We start from the raw sequence: 15,990 nt of genomic DNA on the forward strand, positions 1-15,990 counted from the left end.
CGGCAGGCGACCAGCCCCGGTCCAGCAGAGTCGCCCGCTGTGGCTATCGGGAGGTCTCCGTCCCAGGTCGCCGCCTCAGGCGCCGAGCAACAAGATCCCGGTCATCAGTAACGCACCGACCAGCGGACTTCGGTTGCACCGATGTCCTCGGTGACGACCCCGCCAAGGTTGCCCTCTGCGACGCTCTCGAGTCGATGTGGGAGCGCGGCTGCAACTACTTTCATACACATCCCGACGTCACCGGGGTGGAGCTCTACCACTCTCGTCGACCGGGACCGAGGGATCGGTGGGCTTTTCGAGCAGCTCCTGGATCTGCGCCGGTGAGCACACCCGACATAGAGACCGACAATGCGGTCCTGTCGTTCTCCTACGGCACGCTGCGTCGGCGTGATGCAGGGCCACCGGCAGTGCGCCTTCGAGCCTGGTTCATCACACATGTGTCCCGGTCCCCGTGAGCGGATCGTTACTGCCCGGACCATCGTCGGGTTCGAGCGGTAACGCGTGCTTCCTACGGTCGCTCGAAAGGCCGAATCATCCGGTTCGGCACTGTCCCGCAAGGAGAGCCACGTTGTCCTACGTCAAACCACCCGACCTGGTCACGGCGATGATCGACGCCGGTGCGTCCAAGGTGTTGATATCCACACGCGACACCGTGATTCGCGCCTACATGGGCGGTGCGATACTCGCACTCGGCGCGGTGTTCGCGGTCACGGTCGGCGTGCAGACAGGTCAACCGCTCATTGGTGCGTTGCTCTTTCCGGTCGGGTTCTGCATTCTGTATCTGCTCGGCTACGACCTCCTCACCGGTGTATTCGTGCTCGCCCCGATGGCCTGGTTCGACAAGCGGCCGGGAGTGACCGGATTCGGGGTTCTCCGGAACTGGGGTCTGGTGTTCCTCGGCAACTTCCTCGGTGCATTCACCGTCGCTGTGATGATGGCGATCGTCTTCACCTACGGATTTGCGGCCGACCCCAACCAGATCGGCGAGGCCATCGGACATATCGGCGAGTCGCGCACACTCGGTTACGCCGAGTACGGTGCCTCGGGCATGTTGACGCTCTTCGTCCGCGGCGTGCTGTGCAACTAAATGGTCTCCACCGGGGTTGCCGGGGCGATGATCGCCACCGACGTCCCCGGCAAAGTGATCGCGATGTGGATGCCCGTCATGCTGTTCTTCGCGATGGCATTCGAACATTCCGTCGTCAACATGTTCCTGTTCCCCTCAGGCCTGCTGCTCGGTGGCGACTTCACACTCCTCGACTACCTGATCTGGAACGAAATCCCTACCGTGCTCGGCAACATGATCGGCGGACTGGTATTCACCGGCCTGGCCCTGTACCTCGCGCACCGGCACACCTCCGGCACCCCTGTTGCCGACAGGGAAGCAGAGCTCGAGACACTCTGAAGAGGCTTCGACACGTGCCGACGGGGCATCCACTGCGTCGGCACTTGTCTTCGCTTTGTGCCGGGTCGCGATCACCTACCGATCCTGGCACGGCGAGCGTTTCAGGAACGCACGACGCTTCCTTGCTTCGTCGAGGCGGCGGTGAACCCTCGCGAACAGCGTGGCAGAGCCACGGGGGCTCACCGTGCGCCCGGGCGCACAGTCGAGGGGTCTCATTCGGGCTGGTGCACCCGCAGATGCACGGCAGCTGCTCGTCGTGGTCTGACTGCTCTCACGGGGAACCCGGTCCGGCTGCGAGGAAGCAGAATTGAACCCCCCGCGCGACGTATCCGAATTCGACGGCTCAGCGGTTGCCGTCCGGTTATGAGGGGTCGCCTGCTGTTTCGAGATGGTGATCAGGTGAGCAATCCTGGCGGGCCTTCCTGGCGATGATCTGGACCAGGTCGTCGAGTGCGGTGAGGGCGGCGCCGCTGTCACGGTCGACGAGCCAGCGCAGTACCACTCCGTCGAGCGCAGCCAGGGCGAAGCGTGCGATCTGGTCGACCGGAGTGCTCCAGGTGACGCCGGCCCGGTGTGCACATAGGTCGAGGAACGCGACGGCCTCGGTGTCCATGGTGCGGTACTGGTGGGTCGCGATTGCTCCGGCGGAGTCATTGCCGGCCCCGCGTTGGCGCAGGGCTTGCGCGGTGATCTCGTAGGTCAGCAACTGATGGTCGGGACTGGCTTCGATGATCGGCCACAGACCGCGAATTCCGGCCCCCAGGAGTTCCCGAAGACCCGCAATACCGCGCAGTTCCAGAGGACCGACCAGCTGACTGAAGGCCAGGCGCATCGCCTCACTGATCTCGAGGATCAGGCACTGCCCCATCTCGGTGAGAAGTTCTTCCTTGTGCTCGAAGTGGTAGTGCACCACCCCGAGCGACACCCCGGCGGCCTCGGCCACATTACGGATGGTCAGCGCAGCGACACCCTGTTGCGCGGTGACCGCGAGCGCCGCCTCGATGAGCTGTCCACGGCGAACATCAGCGGGAAGCCTTTGCATTCCCGGATCGTATGCGTTCGATCCTCTCGACGAGACGAATCCGGACCGCCACCGTGTCCCACGTCACGGTGTGCCCAGTCGGACCGTAGCGTCAGCTGCGGCTCCAGCGGCCAGCGTGTTGTGGCGTCACTCCCGGTGTCCCATTGGCGGTGCCGCCGAGCAACAGTGCACGATCGCCGGGGCTCGAAAATACTCGAGATTGCCCTGCCGGCGTCGAGACGATCCGTGCCGATGAAATCTGTGCGGCTCGGGGCCGGAGGCGAGATCGGACGTCCCGGTCGGGGCTACTTCGACGACAGCCACAGCCTGAATGCTTCGGCCGTCGCCGCCTGCAAAGTCGTCCCGCGGGTGGCGACTTCGATCTTCACCCGCCGCAGCAACTCCGGGTCCACGCGCGCGGAGAACTGCGGGAGTTTCGTTGCACCGACGGAGACTGGAGCGGCCTCGGCTGTAGTCCTCGGTAAGAGCGGATCCGAATCACAATCCGGCACCGCGATCTGCAGAACGGTGTCGCATGCTCCTGCGGAGTGCTCGTTGCCCATCTTCATCTCCTTGACGTACCGATGAGGTAGCTGTTCGACGAGATCGGCGGCCTCGGTGCCGCACCCTCGCGTGTTCAGTCCGGGAGGGCTGACTTTGCAGGCACATGTTGAGCGTTACGCGAAGTATCGGAAAAATTCTGTTGCCCACATTTACGACCAGAGCGGACGGAACTTGAAGCTGACACATTGAAAGATAGCACGAGTGATCGCAATGTAAATTGGTACCAGAAAAATAGACAAATACGAGAATGGTGACATCGGTCCGAAAAACGCGAGGAATTACCGTCCCTGTAATTGTTTGTCGCCGAGTACCGTACCGCCGGTATGAAATGGCATGCAATGTAGCTTGGTAACAATATTTCAATCATACTTATCGAACGTCCAACCAGTATAAATTAACGAACCTTGCTGTACGTCCAGCCAACATGAAAAAGCGCACCTTGCTGTACGTCCAACCGAATGCAAAACGCGCACTGCCAGGCATGATTCGGGGTTCTCCTGCTCAGGCGCGTGCTTCTGGTTCTTGTGAAGAACAATTACTTTCCGCCGTGACGGCGGCGGTCACGCCTCTTCGGCCTACAGTTCTAAATCGACGAATTCCCGCAAAGCGCGGATTCGCCATTCGGGAGTAAATTAATTGATAACCGACACACCGCGCCGGTCGTTGACACATACCGGGTGGTTTGCGAATGATTCCTGCCATCAACCGCTCCACGGTGAGGGGAAATTCGTGACATCGGTGCATACTTCGATCCAGGCGCGTTCTCGGCGTCGCTGGTTTGTTGCGGGGGCGGCCATGGCGACCGCCGCGGCTGTGATCGTCTTCGGTGGAGTCGCGTCAGCGGCTCATCCTCCGGTCGGACTGGGGACAGCCACCTCCTTCGCGATATTGGCGGGCCAAACGGTCACCAACACCGGCCCTTCGATCATCTCCGGGGACCTGGGTGTCAGTCCGGGCAGCGCGGTCACCGGTTTTCCGCCGGGGACGGTGATCAACGGCACGCAACACGTTGCCGATGCCGTTGCGCTGCAGGCTCAATCCGACCTGACGACGGCATACAACGATGCGGCAGGACGGACGCCCGCCACCGCGGCGCCCCCCGATCTCGGTGGCCTGACTCTGGTGGACGGCACCTACAACACGGCCGGCCCGATGGGACTGACCGGCACCGTCACCCTCGATGCGCAGGGTGATCCCAACTCGGTGTTCATTTTTCAGGCCGGATCCACGTTGATCACCGCGTCGAACAGCACGGTCGCTCTCATCAACGGAGCCTCACCTTGCAACGTGTTCTGGCAGGTGGGTAGCTCAGCGACCCTGGGGACCAACACCACCTTCGTCGGAACCATCATGGCGTTGACCTCGATCTCGGTGCAGACCGGCACCACCGTGAACGGACGCGTATTGGCACGTAACGGCGCAGTCACTCTGGACACCAACACCATCACCCGACCCAACTGCGGCACGGTGCCGCCGACGTCCACGACGACACCGCCGCCGACCACGACAACTACGACCACGGCACCGCCGACCACGACAACCACGACCACGGCACCGCCGACCACCACTACGACCGTCACCAACGGTCCCATCATTCCGATTCCCATTCCGATCCCCATCCCCATTCCGATCCCCCCCGGCGGAGGCATCCCCGGCATCCCCGGCATCCCCGGCATCCCCGGTGTCCCCGGCCCTCCCGGCCCGCCGGCACCCCCCGGCCCTCCGGCACCCCCCGGCCCTCCGGCTCCTCCGGCTCCTCCGGCTCCTCCGGCTCCTCCGGCTCCTCCGGCTCCTCCGGCTCCTCCGGCTCCTCCGGCTCCTCCGGCTCCGCCCGCTCCCCCCGCTCCCCCCGGCGGTCCTGGTGGACCTGGTGAACAGGGCGGACCCGGCGAACAAGGTGGCCCGGGTGAGCAGGGCGGACCCGGCGAACAAGGCGGACCCGGCGAACAAGGCGGACCAGGCGGACCCGGCGGCGGAGGCAAGGGCGGCCCTGGCGGCAACGGATACATCATCCCCAAGGGGCATCCGGAAACGGGGGCCGGCGGCACCACTCCACACTCCCGTGACAGCGTGCTTCTCCGATCCCTTGCAGTGCTTGCTCTGGCCGGACCGGGCATAGCGGCAGGCCAGGGGGCGCGACTGCGCAGGAGGCAGCGATGAGCGGCCCGAGCCCCGAGTGGTCGGACCCCGTCCCGGGCCCCGAGTGGCCAGGGCCCGAGGGGGCGATGGGCAGAGTGAAACGCTGGTGGGTGGTGGCAGCGGTCCTGATACTCATCGCGACCGCTGTCCTCGCCTTGCGCAGCTATCAGGAGTCGGGAGATCCCCAGCTCGGACAGCCATCCGTCACCGACACCGTGCCGGCACCCTCCGACGGGGCGTCCGGCCCGGCACCGGTCGCGCTGCGGATCCCCGCGCTGGGGGTGGACGAAACACTCATCACTCTTGGACTCAATCCCGACGAAACAGTCGAAGTGCCCACCGATTTCGACAAGCCGGGGTGGTACAAGTTCGGGCCGGCTCCGGGCCAGCTGGGTTCGGCAGTGATCCTGGGGCACGTCGATTCCTATGAGGGTCCGGCGGTGTTCTACCGATTGAAAGACCTCGAGGCGGGAGACTCGATCGAGGTGAGCTTGGCCGACGGCACCATCGCTCATTTCGCGGTCACCAAGGTGGAGACGTATCCGAAGACGGAGTTCCCGGCCGAGGAGGTTTACGGCTCGCACGGTGATGAAACGCTGCAACTGGTCACCTGTGGGGGAGAGTACGACGCGGACGCCCGTAGCTACCTGTCCAACATCGTGGCCTACACCTCTCTGGTTGATACCGACAGCGGGGAAGCTCCGGCCGCTGCCGGCCAGAAATGATCTGGCAACCGGGAAGTCCACGGGAGGTGAGCATTCGGCCACCGTGGTCGGTTGTGGAGGCACGCTGTGGACTCGACGGGACTGTGGGGTACGACCCCGCGCAGGTTCTCGGCACGCCAAGATGTAGTCGATCAATCTTGTCGCCGCAGCCCGGACGTCCGGAGCAAGGTGCGCAAGAACCGGCCGTGGCACGCGCCTCCCTAGCAGGCGAATGTCATTGAACACGAACCAAAGTGAGCACGCAGGACGATAATCCTGGAACGCGCATGCTCAGTACATGCGGCGCGCGGTCATCCCAGTCGGGTGGATACGCCAGCTGTAGCTATCGGGAGGTCGCCGCCTCAGACGCCGAGCAACAAGATTCCGGTCACCAGTAACGCACCGACCTTGACCACTTCCAGGCCGATATAGACGTAGTGCGCGTGAGAACGGGGGACGTCTTCACCGGCGAGGACGCGGTCGGATCGTCGCGACAACCGGGGTCGGACACCGACCAGTTGCACCAGGAGCGCCGCGACGGCCGTCGCTCCTGCCACCACCACCCGGGCAGGTGGTCCGTCTATGAGGAGTCCGACAATGAGCAGTGCCGCCCACACCATCTCGGTGATGTTCAGAGCACGGAACACGAGCCGGCCGATCCCCAGCCCGAGCCGCACCGTCACCCCGGGTGCGCGGAACTTCAGCGGCGCTTCGAGGAACGAGATGGCGACAACCATCCCCAGCCAGGTGAAGGTCACCGCGATCGACACGGCATGCGCTGCGGTCACTGGCTCCTCCACTCCTGGTCCCGCCGGTCCGGCGAGCGTGATCTCAGACAGTCTGCACCAGGTCCGAGCCAAGTGGACAGCGCTGGATCGTCCGGCTTGACCAGGCAAGACGATCGGTGTCAACGGTGCTGGCAATTCTGGGTGCCGACTAGGATCGGTTCTCGTGCCTTCCTCCGCTGTCTCCGAACGGGAACGCGTCTCTTCGCCGACGCCATCACCTTCCTCGACTTCGGCCCGATCTTCGAGGCGTGGGAAGCGGACTTCGGTCGCACCTACGTCCTCGGTGACGACCCCGCCAAGATCGCACTCCGCGACGCTCTCGAGCCGGTGTGGCAGCGCGGCCGCGATTACTTTCATGCACATCCCGACGTCACCGGGGCGGAGCTCTATGCCCATGTCGTCGACCTTGCCCGACAGAGTGGATGGGAGTTCGGTTCCTCGATCGCCGGGCATTTGGTCGGCGAGTTCCCGCACGAGAAGATCGCCGGTCACAAGACCGACTCCTACATCAAGCCGGGATCAGCCGGGCCGATGCGTCGGCTCGATGCTGCCGGTCGGCCGTGCCACTGGATCCTCGAGATCCACCTCGTCAATCGTGCCCGGGGAATCGGTGGTTTCTTCGAGCAGCTCCTGGACCTGAGCCGATGAGCACCCGACACCGAGACCGACGGTGATCCTCTTGTTCTCCTGTCAGGGAGCGGCGAAGCCTGCGGCGGCGAGAATCTGTCCAGGTGGGGAGATGCGAGTCAGTCCCCCGCTGGCCCTTGGCCGGAAGGCGGTGCTGCGGGCTCCGGTATGCGCCTCATGCGGAACGAGTTGAACAGCCCGATGAGACCGGCGAGGATGGGGATGAGCAAAGCGATTTGCAGGGCGAGCGGTCGTGCGTCGGTGTTGATGCGGATGATCTCGTCCTGAATCTCCGGGGGTTGGTCCACGAGCAGCTGTTCGAGCTGGGTGTTGCTCATGACTTCGGCATCGTCCTCGAGCACCTGCGCCACCTGCTGCTGCTCTGCCGGCGGGAGCACGGTGCTCGATTCCGCCATCGAGGTGAAGGTGAGGGACAGCGTTGCCAGCATGATGGCGCCGGCGAACGCCAGCCCGAACGAGAGCCCGAACGATCCTGCCGCGGAATTGACACTGGCGGCCTCGCTGATCCGCTCTTCCTCGATCGGTGCCAGTGTGTAGTTGTTGAGCTGGGACACCAGCAACCCCAACCCGGATCCGGCGATCACCAACGGGATCACCAGGCCCCAGCCGAACTCGGCCCGCGGCACGATCGGGATCAGCGCCGCGATCCCGATCGTCAGAAGCACGAATCCCCAGCGGATGATGCTGCTCGGGCGTCGGTCGCCCGCCTTCTTGCCCGCGAGCACCGCCACTGCGAACATGCTGAGCGAGAGGGGTGCGAGGGACAATCCCGCCTGCATCGCGTTGTATTCGAGCACCATCTGCAGGTAGATCGGCAGCGCGATCATCGTGCCGCCCAGGGCGATCTGCTGGAGCATCTGCCCGGTGATGCCCAGTCGGAAGACCTTGGAGTGGAACAGATCCGGGTCCAGCAGTGTCGGTTTCCCCTGACGTTTGCGCCGCACGAGCCAGTACGTCAGTCCGGCCATCGCGATCGCACCGAGTATCAGGAGCGCACCGACGGATTCGCCGCCCTCCTGCCATACCAGGATTCCGAGCACGATCCCGCCCATGCCCAGAACGGAGAGGGCCGCCCCCACCAGGTCGATCACCCGGGGTCCCGTGTACGGCACATCGCGGACCAGTTTGATGCCGGAGAGCACGACCGCGATGATGACGACCTCGAGCACGAACCCGACGCGCCACGAGAGGTAGGTGGTGATGAAACCGCCGAGCAGCGGTCCGACGGCGGCGGCGATCGCGGCCGCCGCCCCGACCAGGGCGTAGACCTTCTTTTGGGCCGCTCCTTCGAAATTGCCGTGGATGAGGGACTGCATGGCGGGCAGCAGAAGTGACGCGCCGATTCCACCGAGTACGGCCCAGAAGATGATGATCGCCGTCAGGCTCTGCGCGAGCGCCATCGCCGACGCACCGACTGCGTAGCCGAGCAGACCCAGCACGTACGCCCGTTTGCGTCCGATGAGATCGCCGACCTTGCCACCGATCAGGATGAATGCGGCAGATACCAGCGCCTCGAGCGCAATCGCCGCCTGGACGCCGCTGACGGTCGTGTCGAGGTCGCGAACCACCGACGAGATCGACACGTTCATCAGCGATGTGTCGACGACGAGCACGAACATCGCCATCGCCAGCAGGAGTCCGAGCAGGCGGGAAGGGCCCACTGCTTTCTCGGAGGGATCGCTGGTCGTCGGTCCTTCGGTCATCGCAGACCCACCGTCCCGGCTGTCGTGTAGGGCGGCAATCCACGGCGAGCTACCCAAGACGTCACGGCCACCTCCTGGGCGCACACCCGCCCAGGTCCTCGGGCCCGGGTGGGAATGGGGTAGACGCGATCGCAACGTCCATCCCGCAACACCGAGTGTCTCATGTGTGGGGGCGACCTACCTAGAGAACAAAGAACCCGGCGGGGCACCGGCCACGCAAAACTCGGAGGCGCCATTGTCGATGTCGGTCGGTCGGCTCAACGGATATCGTGCAATCAGGTGGTCGTCTCGGCGCTGCGCGAACTCAGGTCGGTGCGATCGGTTCGAACGGCCGGATTTCGTCGTCGCCGGGCCGGACCACCCCGGCCGAGGATTCCGGCACTTCGTTCCACGCACCTTCGAGGTCGCGGAGTGGCTCGGAGACCACGAAACGGGTCTCCTCGCCCAGGTGGTGCAGTACCTCGACCTCCGGGTGCAGGGCGCGCAGCTTCGCGATGCCGGTGGAGAAGAACAGTGACCTCGACTGCCGCTCACTCGAATAGCGGAAGATCCACAGCGATGCACCGTCGGTGGTCGCGACGGTCATCTGCACCGGATCCTCGACCCCGTGCGTGCGGCCCACATCTTCGACGAAGCCGACCGCGCGCGCAACGGCATCGAAGGGGTCGTCGACGAGACCGAACGTCAGGGCGAGGAAGAACAAGGTTTCGGAGTCCGTGGACCCCTCGATGTCGGGAAACAGGGCCGGGTCGACGGCCATCACCAACTCGCGTCTGATCTCGTGGAAACCGCGCAGCGCGCCGTTGTGCATCCACAACCACTGCCCGTGCCGGAACGGGTGACAGTTGCTGCGTTGCACCGGCGTCCCGGTCGAGGCCCGCACGTGGGCGAGCAGCATCGGCGTTCGCACCTGCCTGGTGATCTCCCGCAGATTGCTGTCGTTCCAGGCCGGTTCGATGCTCTTGTACACCGCCGGTTCGGTGCCTTCGCCGTACCAGCCGACCCCGAACCCGTCACCATTCGTGGTCGTCGCTCCGAGACGCGAGTGCAGACTCTGATCGATCAGCGAATGTTTAGGGCGGAACAGCAGGTCTTCCGCGAGGATCGGCTCACCCGAGTACGCCATCCACCGGCACATACATCAATTCAAGCAGAGCCGACCCTGTCTGCGACAGCCCCGACGGGCACCGGTTCTCGCCGCACCGGATCGTCGCCTGCCTGCCGTTTTGCGCCGCGCGTGTCAGGTGAGCGCCTTTGCCTTGAGGGTGTCGAACTCGGCCTGGGTGATGGTGCCGGCGTCGAGCAGTGCTTTCGCGTCGGCGATCTGTTCGGCAGCCGACTTCCCGGCCACCTCCCTGATGTAATGGTCGGTCGCCTGCTTCGCCGCGCTCTGCGCCTCGAGGTGCCGCTCCGCCATGCCGCGGCCCCGGGCGATGAGGTAGACGAACACACTCAGGTACGGCAGCACGATCAGGAAAATGATCCACAGCGTCTTGCCGAGACCGGACATGCCGCGGTCGCGGAACAGATCACCGAGGACCTGAAACAGGATCATCAGGTAGGCGACGAACGCGAACACCATCAGCGTGTACCAGAACAGGTCCCAGAATGAATCCAACATGGTGTGACTCCTTCGAGTGCGGCGGCCGCGCATATGGGCTGCCTGGGTGCGGAGCAGAAATCAAACGTGCACGTTCACGAAGCAAGCATCCACCTCCCGGGCGCCTTTGGTTGGTGGTTTTGCGCAGATCACGGCCGCCGGGGCAAGCGAGGGGTCGATCCAGCCCGCGCGCGGTGACCACTGGACGACGCCGACCGGAATCTCGGCGAAGTACTCCGGGCATCTTGCGATCGGACTCGGCCGCGGACGGTGAAACGGCTGATCCGCCCGAGTAGTCTGTGCTGGCATGGCACGGGATGAGCGCGGTGTGACAGCCCAGAGTGAGGACTTCGCTGCCTGGTACAACGAGGTGGTGTTCAAGGCCGGCCTTGTGGATCGAGGTCCGGCCAAGGGCACCATGGTGATCCGACCGTACGGGTACCGGCTGTGGGAACTGTTGCAGTCCGAACTCGACCGCCGCATCAAGGACACCGGTCACGAGAATGCGTACTTCCCGTTGCTGATTCCGGAAAGCTATCTGGGCCGGGAAGCCGAACACGTCGAAGGGTTTTCCCCGGAACTGGCGGTGGTCACCCATGCCGGCGGGAAGGAACTCGAAGAACCGCTGGTGGTGCGGCCGACGTCGGAGACGATCATCGGCGAGATGATGGCCAAGTGGATCAGCTCGCACCGCGACCTGCCGCTGCTGTTGAACCAGTGGGCGAACGTGGTTCGGTGGGAGTTGCGTCCGCGAATGTTTCTGCGCACCACAGAATTTCTGTGGCAGGAGGGCCACACCGCGCACGTCGACGAGGCTGCCGCCCGCCGTGAGACGATGCTGGCGCTCGACATCTATCGTGAGGTGGCACGTGAGTTGGCCGCGATCCCGGTCGTTCCGGGCGAGAAGACGCCCGGTGAACGGTTCGCGGGTGCCGTGGCGACGTACACGATCGAGGGCATGATGCGTGACGGCCGTGCGTTGCAGTCCGGCACCTCGCATTACCTGGGCAGCAAGTTCGCGTCGGCTTTCGACATCCGTTTCACCAGCGAGTCGGGACGAGAGGAGTTGTGTCACACCACATCGTGGGGTATGAGCACCCGGATGATCGGTGGCATCGTCATGACTCACGGCGACGACAAGGGCCTGGTGCTCCCGCCGCGGTTGGCGCCCCACCAGGTGGTGATCGTGCCGATCACCCGTGGCGGCAACGTTGCGGTCGAGGAAGCGGCCGACGAGCTTGCCCGCCGCCTGCGGTCGGTTGGGGTGCGGACCCATGTCGATGCCCGCCCCCAGCTCACCCCGGGGTTCAAATACAACGAGTGGGAGTTGCGCGGCGTCCCGGTCCGGCTCGAGCTCGGGCCGCGAGATCTGGAGGCCGGCACGGTGATGATGGTGAAACGGCTCGGCGACGACGGCAAGCAGTCCGTGCCGATCGACTCCCTGCCCGAGACCATGCCCGGGGTCCTGGACGACTTTCAGGCCTTCCTTCTCGCTCGTGCGACCGCGTTCCGCGACAGCCACACTCGGACCGTCGACAACTGGGACGGTTTCGCGGACGCGGTCTCGACGGGGTGGGCACTGGCACTGCACTGCGGGATCGCCGCGTGCGAGGAGGAGATCAAGTCCCTCGCCGCTGCCACCCCGCGATGTGTTCCCCTCGGCGGCGAGCCGGAGACAGGTGTGTGCGTGCAATGTGGCGCGGCGTCGGCGTACGGCAGGCGGGTGATCTTCGGGCGCGCCTACTGACGGGGCGCACACGGTGTGTGCAGGGGTGGCTTTCGCCACCCCTCGGGGGACTATTCGCATGCCGGGTACTCGACGGACGCTGGGGATCTCGAAAGCTGACCACTCGGAGAGAGACGGCCCTCGACCGAAAGGAACCCCGCTATGCCCCGCATCCTCGGCACCACCGTCCCCGACGTTCACGAACACGATCCGCCGGGCGCCGCCATGCCCGCTGTCGAATCCGTCCACAAAGAGGTCCGGCACCACTGGGCCTTCGCCCGGATCGGCCTGTACCTGTTGCTCGCTTCCCTACCACTGCTCGCGATCTCGGCGCAGGTGTTCGGCGTCGTGCCGATGAATGCCACCGGTGCGCTGGTGATCATTCCGCTCGCCGCCACCCTCGCCGTGTTGTGCGTGTTCGCTCCGCACCCGATCGACCGCATCGTCGGCCATGGCCTCGGCTGGGGGATGTTCGCGTGTCTGGCCTACGACGTCTTCCGCCTCGACACCGTGTATCTGCTCGGGATGTGGGGCGACTTCATTCCGAAAATGGGTACGTGGCTGCACTCGGGAACCGACACCCGGACCGGCGCGATCGTCGGCTACCTGTGGCGGTACCTCGGCGACGGCGGCGGCATCGGAATCGCCTTCTTCCTCATCGCCCTCGCACTCGGCCTCCAGCATCGGTCGCGCCGTGTCGTCCTCCTCGCGTTCGTCACCTTCGCGGTGTTCCCGGTGTGGGTCGGGCTCATCGGAACGGTCGCCCTGTCGCCGCACGGACAGCACGACATGTTTCCGCTCACGCCGACGACGATCACGTTGTCGCTGGTCGGGCACCTGATCTTCGGGCTCGTGCTCGGCCTCGGCTTCCTGCGCGCCCGGGGCCGCCTCGGCCAGCACTGGCCGTGGCCGCCGCTGCTCCCGGTGCGGTCGCGGGCCGGTGCGCCACGGCCGCGCAGTGAGGCGCTGGTGCCCGCGTGCGGCGAGTGCGGCGCGACCGAACGGTAGGACCCTCCCCAGGTGAGGTGCCGGTCCTTCACCCTCCGGCCCACTGCCACGGACAGCAGCATCAGCAGTGCCGCCCCCACGAAGCAGGTGGCGTAGCCGAGGTGCGGGGCGAGGAGTGAGATGACGAACGGGACTGCGAAGCCGATGTAGATCAGGCAGTAGAACACCGCGACGGTCTGCGCGAGTTCGTCTGCGGGTGCCAATTTTTCGACGGACGCGAGACCGGAACCGAGCAGGATGCCGTAGCAGGATCCGAGGAGGAACGCCGCGACGACGATCGCGGCGACGGACAGCGCACCGTCCGTGTATGCGACCACGGTCGCGGCGCCGAAGCCCAGCACCCCGAGGGCGATGCCGACCCGGACCCCGGCGGCGGCGTCGTCCTGCTGCGACCACCGTTTGGCCCACGGCTGGATCACCGCCCCGGTGATCAGGGTCAGCGCCGCGATGAGCCCGGTGAACGCCACCGACGTGGAGCGCAGCGACTCGGAGACGAGCGGCGGAAGGATCGCGAACGACACGGTCGCCACACCGAACACCCACGGCGCCCAGGGGGCGATGCCCCACCGGAACTGGGGTGTCGCCAGCACCGACAGGGGTTTGGCGGTGAGGTCGGTGGCGCGGACCCGCACGTCGGGCACAGCCCACACCAGCGCCAGGGCACCGACCATCAACGCGACGTGCACCAGGTACGGGAGCAGTTCGGGGGCGGGGAGCCACTGCGCGATCACGCCGGCGAACAGGGCCCCGCAGCCGAATCCCGCGGACAACGACACGGCGGCGCGGCGTGCACCCGCCCCGGCGGGCGCGGTGGAGCTGAGTTCCTTCATCCAGGCGGTTCCGGCGCCGAACGCCATGCCGGAGGCGAGTCCGGCCAGCACCCGGCCCAGATAGAGCAGGTCGGGGACGGCGGCGCCCGCGATGAGCACGAGCGAGGAGACGATGCCCACGGGGATCATCGGGCGGATCACCGCGCGCCGGCCGAACCGGTCGGACACGCGGCCGAAGTACAGCAGGGCGGGCACCAGCCCGACGACGTACGACGCGAGCATCGCGGTGAAGGCGCCGTTTCCGAGACCGAGATGTTCGCGGTAGACGAGCTGCATCGGGGCGAACTGGTTGGCACCCCAGCTGACCGCGAACAGCGCGGCGGCGAGGCGGACCCAGGGCGAGAGCATCACCTGATCCTCCCAGAGCCCGTAGCGCGGCGAAGTATCAACTCTTCACAGCTCGGGCGACGCATTCCTGTGCACACTGGCCGTGTGCGGCGGGTGTGGGGATGTCTAGCGTCGACCCCTGAGCACGAGCCGAGGAGGACATGTGTGGGGTAACGACGGCAGCTGGGTCGGCTCGGACGCGCGGACGATCGCCCGCGCGGTGACGAACCGGGAAGTCTCCGCGAGTCAGGTGCTCGACGACCACCTGGCGCACATCAAGGCCCGGAACCCGGAGCTGAACGCCGTCGTCACCGTCGCCGAGGATCAGGCGATCCGGGCCGCCGACGACCTCGACACCCGGATCGGCCGAGGGGAGGACGTCGGTCCGCTGGCCGGGGTCCCGTTCACCGTGAAGGACCTGATCGCGACCGCGGGTGTCCGGACGACGGCGGGGTCGCGCGCGCTCGAGCACAACGTGCCGCGTGTCGACGCGCCCGCGGTGGCCGCGATGAGGGCGGCCGGCGCGATTCTCGTCGGGAAGACGAACACCCCGGAGTTCGGGGCCAGCGGGCTCACCCACAACGACCTGTTCGGGTACACGGTGAATCCGCTCCGGCCCGACGGTGTTCCCCGCTCACCTGGTGGGTCGAGCGGCGGCGAGGCGGCGGCGGTCGCGTCCGGGATGAGCGTGGTCGGTCTCGGCACCGACTTCGGCGGCTCGGTGCGCTGGCCCGCCCACTGCACGGGGCTGCGCTCGGTGCGCCCGACGATCGGCAGGGTGGACCCCGACGGACAGTATCCCGGCGTCCCGTCGGGCGATCACGTGCTGACCAATCCGGCGACCATGCACGGCACGCTGCAGACGATCGGTCCGATGGCGCGGACCCTGGACGACGCGGCGCTCGTGCTGCGGGTGCTCTCGTCCCGGCAGTATCACTGGACGGACCCGGCTTCGGTGGACCTCTCACGCCTCGACATCACGTGGGCGCCCGGTGAGGGCACCGTGCCCGTCGGCGAGGAGATCGCCGCGGCCGCTGCCGGTGCTGCCCGACATCTCGGTGCCCGCCCGTACGAGGGCGGGGCGCTGTCGGAGGGCTCCGATCTGTTCGGCAGGTTGCGTGCGGTCGAAACCCACACCGACATCACCGAACTCGGCACAGACTTCGGAAACAACATCGCCACGATGCTCGCCGCCGCGCGGGACGTGGACCGGCGCCTGGTCGAGCGTCTGTGGGCGCAGCGAGCGCAACTCGTGCACCGACTGCTCGGCGAGATGGGCGACGTCCTCGTCCTTCCCGTCGCCTCGATCCCGGCGCCGCCGCTCGGCGACGAAGTGTTCGACGTCGGTGGGCAGTCGCTCACGTGGTCTCAGGCCCTGGCGAGTTGCCGCGCGATCAGCGTGACGGGTCTGCCGTCCGTCGTCGTTCCGGTGGGAATCACCCGGTCCGGGTTGCCGATCGGCGTGCAGGTCGTCGCGCGGCCGTGGTGCGAGCACGTGGCGTTGGCCGTGGCCGCCCGGTTGTGAGG

The 15,990-nt window shown here is 66.0% G+C and carries 11 protein-coding genes and 3 pseudogenes; 7 read left to right on the top strand and 7 right to left on the bottom strand.

The annotated features are described in order from the left end of the window. Nucleotides 1-568 precede the first annotated feature (568 nt). A pseudogene (locus HGB39_RS20735) lies at nt 569-1,405 on the top strand (formate/nitrite transporter family protein). A gap of 361 nt (nt 1,406-1,766) precedes the next feature. Here HGB39_RS20735 and HGB39_RS20740 read toward each other — a convergent pair. Both HGB39_RS20740 and HGB39_RS20745 read right to left on the bottom strand, forming a co-directional pair. Further along, nucleotides 1,767-2,447, bottom strand: coding sequence for a TetR/AcrR family transcriptional regulator (locus tag HGB39_RS20740; protein ID WP_005568968.1), 681 nt, complete (start codon nt 2,445-2,447; stop codon nt 1,767-1,769). 284 nt (nt 2,448-2,731) lie between these two features. After that, nucleotides 2,732-2,995 carry a hypothetical protein gene (locus HGB39_RS20745; RefSeq protein ID WP_005568967.1) on the bottom strand — a complete coding sequence of 88 codons (264 nt, stop codon included), beginning with the start codon at nt 2,993-2,995 and terminating at the stop codon, nt 2,732-2,734. Nucleotides 2,996-3,785: 790 nt separating this feature from the next. Here HGB39_RS20745 and HGB39_RS20750 point away from each other — a divergent pair. Beyond that, nucleotides 3,786-5,150, top strand: a complete 1,365-nt coding sequence (locus tag HGB39_RS20750; protein WP_210752881.1) for an ice-binding family protein — start codon at nt 3,786-3,788, stop codon at nt 5,148-5,150. A 92-nt stretch (nt 5,151-5,242) separates the two neighbouring features. Then, nucleotides 5,243-5,854 carry a class F sortase gene (locus HGB39_RS20755; protein WP_248950018.1) on the top strand — a complete coding sequence of 204 codons (612 nt, stop codon included), beginning with the start codon at nt 5,243-5,245 and terminating at the stop codon, nt 5,852-5,854. Between the two features lie 341 nt (nt 5,855-6,195). On the opposite strand, the gene HGB39_RS20760 is transcribed toward HGB39_RS20755, so the two are convergent. Further along, a complete protein-coding gene (locus HGB39_RS20760; RefSeq protein WP_005566743.1) occupies nt 6,196-6,621 on the bottom strand; it encodes a hypothetical protein in 426 nt (141 codons plus the stop codon). A 204-nt stretch (nt 6,622-6,825) separates the two neighbouring features. Here HGB39_RS20760 and HGB39_RS20765 point away from each other — a divergent pair. Then, nucleotides 6,826-7,269 (top strand): annotated as a pseudogene (locus tag HGB39_RS20765) (M24 family metallopeptidase); the annotation flags it as partial. A gap of 98 nt (nt 7,270-7,367) precedes the next feature. Here the strand turns inward: HGB39_RS20765 and HGB39_RS20770 are convergent. From HGB39_RS20770 to HGB39_RS20780, 3 genes are all read right to left on the bottom strand, one after another. Beyond that, nucleotides 7,368-8,972, bottom strand: coding sequence for an MFS transporter (locus tag HGB39_RS20770; protein WP_005256026.1), 1,605 nt, complete (start codon nt 8,970-8,972; stop codon nt 7,368-7,370). Between the two features lie 304 nt (nt 8,973-9,276). After that, nucleotides 9,277-10,098: a class II glutamine amidotransferase gene (locus HGB39_RS20775; protein WP_005566739.1), complete on the bottom strand. Its 822-nt coding sequence runs from the start codon at nt 10,096-10,098 to the stop codon at nt 9,277-9,279. 114 nt (nt 10,099-10,212) lie between these two features. Continuing rightward, nucleotides 10,213-10,593: an SHOCT domain-containing protein gene (locus HGB39_RS20780; RefSeq protein ID WP_005256028.1), complete on the bottom strand. Its 381-nt coding sequence runs from the start codon at nt 10,591-10,593 to the stop codon at nt 10,213-10,215. A gap of 286 nt (nt 10,594-10,879) precedes the next feature. Between HGB39_RS20780 and proS the strand changes: the two genes are divergently transcribed. Together proS and HGB39_RS39920 are read left to right on the top strand one after the other, a co-directional pair. Further along, nucleotides 10,880-12,319 carry a proline--tRNA ligase gene (proS, locus tag HGB39_RS20785; protein ID WP_005569720.1) on the top strand — a complete coding sequence of 480 codons (1,440 nt, stop codon included), beginning with the start codon at nt 10,880-10,882 and terminating at the stop codon, nt 12,317-12,319. 141 nt (nt 12,320-12,460) lie between these two features. Then, nucleotides 12,461-13,306, top strand: a complete 846-nt coding sequence (locus HGB39_RS39920) for a hypothetical protein (RefSeq protein ID WP_005569719.1) — start codon at nt 12,461-12,463, stop codon at nt 13,304-13,306. A gap of 11 nt (nt 13,307-13,317) precedes the next feature. Here HGB39_RS39920 and HGB39_RS20795 read toward each other — a convergent pair. Further along, nucleotides 13,318-14,484, bottom strand: a pseudogene (locus HGB39_RS20795) (MFS transporter); the annotation flags it as partial. A 142-nt stretch (nt 14,485-14,626) separates the two neighbouring features. Here HGB39_RS20795 and HGB39_RS20800 point away from each other — a divergent pair. Beyond that, nucleotides 14,627-15,988 (top strand): amidase, encoded by a 1,362-nt coding sequence (locus tag HGB39_RS20800; RefSeq protein ID WP_005569717.1) that lies wholly within the window; start codon nt 14,627-14,629, stop codon nt 15,986-15,988. Nucleotides 15,989-15,990 lie beyond the last annotated feature (2 nt).

Origin of the sequence: Rhodococcus opacus (genome assembly GCF_012396235.1) — a bacterium.
Lineage (GTDB): Bacteria > Actinomycetota > Actinomycetes > Mycobacteriales > Mycobacteriaceae > Rhodococcus_F > Rhodococcus_F opacus.

Coding starts and splice junctions, on each gene's coding strand:
- HGB39_RS20775 (WP_005566739.1), bottom strand. CDS start 10,098: ATGGCGTACTCGGGTGAGCCGATCCTCGCGGAAGACCTGCTGTTCCGC.
- HGB39_RS20745 (WP_005568967.1), bottom strand. CDS start 2,995: ATGAAGATGGGCAACGAGCACTCCGCAGGAGCATGCGACACCGTTCTG.
- HGB39_RS20740 (WP_005568968.1), bottom strand. CDS start 2,447: ATGCAAAGGCTTCCCGCTGATGTTCGCCGTGGACAGCTCATCGAGGCG.
- HGB39_RS20770 (WP_005256026.1), bottom strand. CDS start 8,972: ATGACCGAAGGACCGACGACCAGCGATCCCTCCGAGAAAGCAGTGGGC.
- proS (WP_005569720.1), top strand. CDS start 10,880: ATGGCACGGGATGAGCGCGGTGTGACAGCCCAGAGTGAGGACTTCGCT.
- HGB39_RS20780 (WP_005256028.1), bottom strand. CDS start 10,593: ATGTTGGATTCATTCTGGGACCTGTTCTGGTACACGCTGATGGTGTTC.
- HGB39_RS20750 (WP_210752881.1), top strand. CDS start 3,786: ATGGCGACCGCCGCGGCTGTGATCGTCTTCGGTGGAGTCGCGTCAGCG.
- HGB39_RS39920 (WP_005569719.1), top strand. CDS start 12,461: ATGCCCCGCATCCTCGGCACCACCGTCCCCGACGTTCACGAACACGAT.